The 6,442-nt window shown below is 44.2% G+C and carries 7 protein-coding genes; all 7 read left to right on the top strand.

Annotated features, from left to right (window positions below):
* Positions 1–304 (top strand): hypothetical protein (locus tag WBA89_RS21685; protein WP_424409371.1); only part of this gene is annotated, 304 nt, incomplete at its 5' end.
* Positions 305–629: 325 nt separating this feature from the next.
* Complete coding sequence (locus WBA89_RS21680; RefSeq protein WP_424409369.1) at positions 630–1,073, top strand: hypothetical protein; 444 nt, start codon at positions 630–632, stop codon at positions 1,071–1,073.
* Positions 1,074–1,097: 24 nt separating this feature from the next.
* Positions 1,098–1,673 carry a Uma2 family endonuclease gene (locus WBA89_RS21675; RefSeq protein ID WP_424409367.1) on the top strand — a complete coding sequence of 192 codons (576 nt, stop codon included), beginning with the start codon at positions 1,098–1,100 and terminating at the stop codon, positions 1,671–1,673.
* 295 nt (positions 1,674–1,968) lie between these two features.
* Positions 1,969–3,351 (top strand): DNA phosphorothioation system restriction enzyme, encoded by a 1,383-nt coding sequence (locus WBA89_RS21670; protein WP_424409366.1) that lies wholly within the window; start codon positions 1,969–1,971, stop codon positions 3,349–3,351.
* A gap of 227 nt (positions 3,352–3,578) precedes the next feature.
* Positions 3,579–3,863, top strand: a complete 285-nt coding sequence (locus tag WBA89_RS21665; RefSeq protein WP_424409364.1) for a hypothetical protein — start codon at positions 3,579–3,581, stop codon at positions 3,861–3,863.
* Entirely contained in the window at positions 3,860–5,926 is a 2,067-nt protein-coding gene (locus WBA89_RS21660) for an AAA family ATPase (RefSeq protein ID WP_424409362.1), read from the top strand. The genes WBA89_RS21665 and WBA89_RS21660 overlap by 4 nt, the downstream gene beginning before the upstream one ends.
* On the top strand, positions 5,916–6,442 hold a 527-nt coding region (locus tag WBA89_RS21655; RefSeq protein WP_424409361.1), incomplete at its 3' end, for a Uma2 family endonuclease. The genes WBA89_RS21660 and WBA89_RS21655, both read left to right, overlap by 11 nt.

Genomic DNA, 6,442 nt, shown 5'->3' with positions numbered 1-6,442 from the left:
CAGCAAGTTAACTGAATTACGCACTGAAGCCCAAAAGCTGGCAGATGAATTAGTCAAGCGGGGCGAAATGTCAACGGAAGAAGCACGCCGCTTTGTTGACGATATGGTACAACAAGCTCAGCAGCAGCAACCGCCAGTAGAAGTGACTGGGGACAAAAAACCGGCTGAACCTCGCCGGATTGAAATTGTTTCTGAGGAAGAAGAGGTTTCGGCACCAGATGCTAAAGAAACCGGCGGCGTAGACAAACTCCGCGAACAAGTACAGAATTTACAAGATGAATTGCGAAAGCTGAAGCGCGATTAAGCTCAAAAAAAGCTCGCAAAGCAAAGCATCAAGGGAACTCAAGATAATACTCTTGAGTTCCCTTTTTGAATATCTCTGCTGTTAGATTCAAAGGTGGATGAATATCGGGCATTAGGTAATAGAATAGTCCTGGATGCACTACCAACCAAGAAACCGGGTTGTTCAACCGAGATTCAGGGCGCGCCGTAAATATTTTTGTGGAAAAACCCGGTTTTTAGTTACCCGTGCTTCCTGGACTATAGAATTGAAAGTAGGTGCAATGGCTTCGCATGAGGCTGCCTGCACTTGTCTGTTAAATATTTTGCAATAGTAAGCTGGAAAATCAATGGAAGATTGGTCTAAAGGTTTTTTTGAAGTAATGGAAAATGCTGTGTCTGACGCAGAGCATTTTTTTAACGGCGTTAGCGATGAATTTGCCGAAATGCTGGACGTTTTGGCAAAAATTTCGGAAGAGTTTACAGAACAAGTACAAAATAACCTGATTGCTGAAGTTGACGGTTATTTCAATGAATTTGATGGTTATTTCAATGAATTTATAGAACCGATAATTGACATTTGCCTGGAATTTGACCCGCAGTTTGATGAGATAGATTTGTCGCTGGTGACTTATGTAGAACCTTCGCCGACACAGCAGGCGGCTTGTCAGGGTTGTCGCAACTATCACGGTCAAGTTTATGGGGGAAATTTGTTGGTTTGTGCGATGCACCCTACTGGTGTGGAATCGGAAAGTTGTCAGGATTGGGAAGCTGATAGCGATGTGAATTTTTAATAGTTTTTGAGGGTTGAATGGCTTATGGTAACTTTAATTCAGTCTCAGTCAAAGATTTCTCTGGAAGAGTTTCTGCTGCTTCCAGAAACTAAGCCTGCTAGCGAGTATGTTGACGGTCAAATTTATCAAAAAGCTATGCCGCAAGGAAAACACAGTACGTTGCAAACCCGTTTTGGGAATAGAATTAATCAGGTGGGAGAACCGCAAAAGTTAGCTTTTGCTTTTTCAGAATTACGCTGCACTTTTGGAGGACGTTCTATTGTTCCAGATATAGCAGTGTTTGAGTGGTCGCGCATTCTTCTGAATGCTGATGGAGAAGTAGAAAACAGGTTTAAAATTGTCCCGGATTGGACAATTGAGATTTTATCGCCGGATCAAAATCCCACTCGGGTCATTAATAATATTTTGTTTTGCTTAAATCACGGTGCTAAATTGGGGTGGTTGATTGACCCGGCAGAAAAATTAGTTCTTGTTTTTAAACCGCAGCAGCAACCAGAGGCGAAAGAGAATCAGGATATTTTACCTGTGCTCGATGTGCTGTCGGATTTGCAACTGTCGGCGGATGATTTGTTTGGGCTGTTAAGTTTCGATCGCCCGTGAGTTACAGTTGAGTATAGGGAATTTTGCATCTAACTAAATCCATCTAGTTAAATGTAAAATACGACTCGCTAAAAAAAATGTTCCTGTGTATTTCTTCCTTGTTCCTTGTTCCTGATGACGTTGGACGTTCGATTTGGGGGGAGAGCACTAATGACTAATGACTAATGACTAATGACTAATGACCGCAGGAGGGCGGGTACGGGGGCACCGCCCCTACTGACTAATGACTAATGACTAATGACTAATGACTTCTTCCTTCTTCCTTCTTCTTAACGGCATTTAAAGGTGAATCGCGATGGCGGCCAATCATTCGCAATTTGGGTTTCCGAAGATGCCGCCATCGCTGCAATTGCGACAGTATCAACGCGCGGCGGTTGATAATTGGTTTGCGAATCAGGGACGCGGTACGCTGAAGATGGCGACGGGTAGCGGCAAGACGATTACTGCGCTGGCGATCGCCACTGAATTATACCAAAAAATCAACCTCCAAGTATTGCTCGTAATTTGCCCGTACTGCCATCTGGTGAATCAGTGGGCGCGCGAATCAGAAAAATTTGGCTTAAAACCTATTTTAGCTTTTGATAGCGCTCGCAGTTGGCAGAATAAGCTGGCTGCTGGTTTGTATGAAGTGCGATCTCGCGAGCAGCTATTTCTCACAATCATCACCACTAATACCACATTAATGTCGGATAGCTTGCAGTCGCAAATCCGCTATTTTCCACAAAAAACCCTAATTATTGGAGACGAAGTTCACAACTTAGGTGCGCCCCGTTTGGAACAAAGTTTGCCGCGCAATATTGGACTGCGCCTCGCCCTTTCCGCTACCCCAGAAAGACATTTCGACGAACAGGGAACAGAAGCTATTTTAGATTATTTCGGCCCGGTTTTGCAGCCGGAACTCACCTTAGCCGATGCCATCCGCCAAAAAGCATTAGTACATTATTTATACTATCCGATTTTAGTAGAACTGACCGAAGCTGAAACCCGCAAATATTCCTATTTAACTAAAAAAATTGGCTGGGCGCTTTGGGGCGATGAAAAAGTAGAAAATAATGATTCTTTAACGCCTTTATTAATGCAGCGGGCTCGGTTAATTGGGGCGGCGGCTAATAAATTAACAGCCTTGCGAGAATTAATGATCCGCCGTCTCGACACAGCCCACACTTTATTTTACTGCGGCGACGGTGCGATCGAAGGAAGCGCGCGCCGAAACAACAACCGCCAACTAACAGAAACCGCGAAGTTATTGGGTTCAGAATTAGGCTATCGAGTTAACACCTATACAGCGGCGACTCCTTTAGCAGAAAGAGAAAATTTGCGCCGACAATTTGAAACTGGAGAATTGCAAGGTTTAGTCGCAATTCGCTGCTTGGATGAAGGAGTGGATATTCCGGCAATTCGCAATGCTGTAATTTTAGCCAGCAGCAGCAATCCGCGCCAGTTTATTCAGCGCCGCGGGCGGATTTTGCGGCCGCATCCGGGGAAGGAAAGGGCAACTTTATTTGACATGATTGTTTTGCCTCCAGATTTGGGCAGGGAAACCTTAGAAGTCGAGCGCAATCTACTGCGAAAAGAGTTGAAGCGGTTCTTAGAATTTGCCGATTTAGCAGACAATGCTGGAGAAGCTAGGGTGAAATTGCTCCAACTTCAGAAGCGGTACGGGCTGTTAGATATTTGACATTTATTCCGGTTTCGTTTATGTTAATAACATAGCCTTATTTGAGCGCCGTTTGATATCATATCCGGTCAATAATTAAACGCGATAATGTAGGGGCGGGTTCGCCTCAATATTTAATTGCATTTCCCAGAGTTTCTCAACCCGCCCCCGCCGGGATATTACGATCGATCGGACCTCAGATGAGTGGCAAATATTTTTAAACTTCGCAAGAGGTGAGGTATAATTTGATGGAAAATCTGATAGAAGATTTGAGAGAAAATCCGAGCAACACATATAAATACGGAAACAGCTCAACTCCGATAATTTCAACGGAAATCTTATCCGAAAAACGTTCTTCCTATCACGCCGACAAAGACTTGAGCGACGTACAAGAACCGATTACTAGCGCGCCGCCCGAAGTCCGACAAATTATTGAGCGGGTATTGGAACTAGAAAAAGATAAACTCTATATGAAATCTCCCCGCTATATTAGCGATGACATTTTAAAAATTATTAAGGAAACAATTGTATGAAGTTAATTTCAATTACTCTGTGCAATTTTCGGCAGTTTTTCGGCAAAAGTCCAGAAATCAAGCTGGCTTGGGGCGCGGAAAATATCACAGTAATTCACGGCAATAACGGTTCGGGAAAAACTGCCTTAATGAATGCCTTTACCTGGGTGCTGTACGGAAAATTTAGCGCGGCTTTTGCGGCGGAAGAACAATTAGTAAACAAGCGCGCTCTTGCTGAAGCGGAAATGGGAAAAGCCGTAGGTTGTTGGGCGGAAATTGTGTTTGAACACGACAGCAAGCGCTACCAAGCAAGGCGTGTTTGCCGTGCTTACAAAAGTGAAAATAGTGTAGAGCACATCAAAGGTGAATTGTTCTTGCAAGTAGCTAAAGATGACGGCCGCTGGATGCCGACTGCACAGCATCCAGATGATATCATTGGACGAATTTTGCCCGAAAGTTTGCATCAATATTTCTTTTTTGACGGGGAACGTATCGAGCAAATTGTTCGGCACGATAAGAAAGCAGAAATTGCAGAAGCTACTAAAGAATTGCTGGGAGTAGAGGTTCTGAATCGCTCGGTCAAACATTTAACAGATGCCCGAAAATCTCTAGAAACAGATTTAATCCTGATTGGCGGTTCCGAAATTAAGAAGCTTTTAAAAGAGAAACAAGTTTGTCAGAAAGCGGTAGAACAGCTTTCACAAAGAAAAGTAGAAATTGAGCTAGAATTGATTAATCAAGGCGAATTGAAAAAAGCAGTTAACGGAGATTTGCTGGAACGCAGCGGTGCTGCTGAGTGGCAAAAATTGCGAGACGAATTGGAAAATCAGCGGAGTTTGTTTCGCGAACAAATTGTTCAGGCTTCATCGGCAATTCAACGAGCAATTTCTGGGCGCGGTTACGCGGTTTTTTTGGCGGATGCTGCGGCTGAATTTAACTTGATTTTAGGAAATTTGCGGGAAAAAGGTGAGTTGCTTTCGGGGATTGGGCGGCCGTTTTTGGAAGAGTTATTAGTGCAGCAGCGCTGCATCTGCGGTGCGGAATTAACCCCCGGTTCTGTGGCTAGCGAAAATGTTGGCGGTTGGATGGATAAAGCGGGTGTTGGCGATGTGGAAGAAACTACTATTCGGATTAGCGATCGCGTCAATGAAATTGATAAACAAGTAGCTGATTTTTGGGAGGAAATTGACCGCCAGCAAGCGAATATTAGTCGCGGTAGATCCGAACTTTCGCGGGTGGAAAATCAGTTAGACGATATTCACAGCAAGCTGAAAAATTTTCCTGACGGTGATGTCAGCGGCTTGCAACAGCGCTTGGATGAAATTGAGGCAAAAATTGGCGATTTGCACCGGGAAACTGGCTCTAACCAGCAGCAGATTGAGAGTTTGAATGTGCAGGTGTCGGCTTTGGAAAAGCAAATCGACAAGCAGCAACTGAACGAGCAAAAGCAAGTGTTAGCGAAAACTCGGATTGCTGCGACTCAGAATGCGATCGATCGCCTAATTGAAGTGCGATCGCGCTTAGAAAAACAGTTTTGTTCTCAGTTAGAAAAGCGGGTGCAAGATATTTTCAGTCAAATCTCTTTTACTCCTTACATTCCCAAGTTGAGCGATAAATACGAACTGACGCTAGTAGAAAATACCTCGGGAAAATCAGCTTTGGTTGCCGCTTCTACCGGGGAAAATCAAATTCTCAGTTTGTCGTTTATTGGTGGAATTATTCAGGGCGTGCGGGAGTGGAGTCAAAAGAATACTTTGATGGGCCCGGATAGCAGTACGTTTCCGATCGTGATGGATTCTCCCTTTGGCAGTTTGGACGAAATTTATCGCAAACAAATCGCGAATAAACTGCCGAAGTTGGCGAATCAATTGGTAGTTTTGGTAACTAAGACTCAGTGGCGGGGAGAAGTTGCACGAGAGATGGAAAGCTGCACGGGCAGGGAGTACGTGCTGGTGTACAATTCTCCGAAAGCTGATTGCGAAGAAGATGCGATCGAACTGGGCGGGACGCGCTATCCTTTAGTTAGGCGCAGTCCGAATGAATTTGAATATACAGAAATTGTAGAGGTGGATTATGGCTTCTAATTCGGCAATTACGCAGGTTTTGGAAACGGATATTTGGGTGAACGCGACGTGGGAAGAATTTCTGAATTTTGCTGAGGATTCAGCATGGAAAAAGGGCAAGTTTTATTACTATCAAGAACTTATGAGGGTAGAAATGTCACCAGTAGGGCCACTGCACGCGCGTCATAATTCGATTGTCCCGTATGTAGTTATTCTGTTTGCTACATTGAGAAATATCCGAGTAGTTCAATTTACTAATGCCAGTTTTCGCAAAGCAGGTATTCGCGAGTTTCAACCCGATTTAGCTTACTACATCGGTTCTGGTTTAAGAGTGCCTCCTGATGACAACAACTTACCTGTGGATTTGAATGAATACGATCCGCCTAATTTGGTAATAGAAATTGGTGCATCTTCTTTTAACGATGATTTGGGCAGCAAGCGCTTGTTGTATGAAAGCGCAGGAATAGCTGAATATTGGGTGGATCGTGCGAACACGCGGGAGGTTTTTGCATTTGCGATTAATAACGGAGGTAGCGG

It is taken from the genome of Microcoleus sp., from assembly GCF_049646505.1.
GTDB lineage: Bacteria > Cyanobacteriota > Cyanobacteriia > Cyanobacteriales > Microcoleaceae > Microcoleus.
Note: the sequence above shows the minus strand (reverse complement) of the source record. Positions and strands in the feature narration are given on the sequence as shown.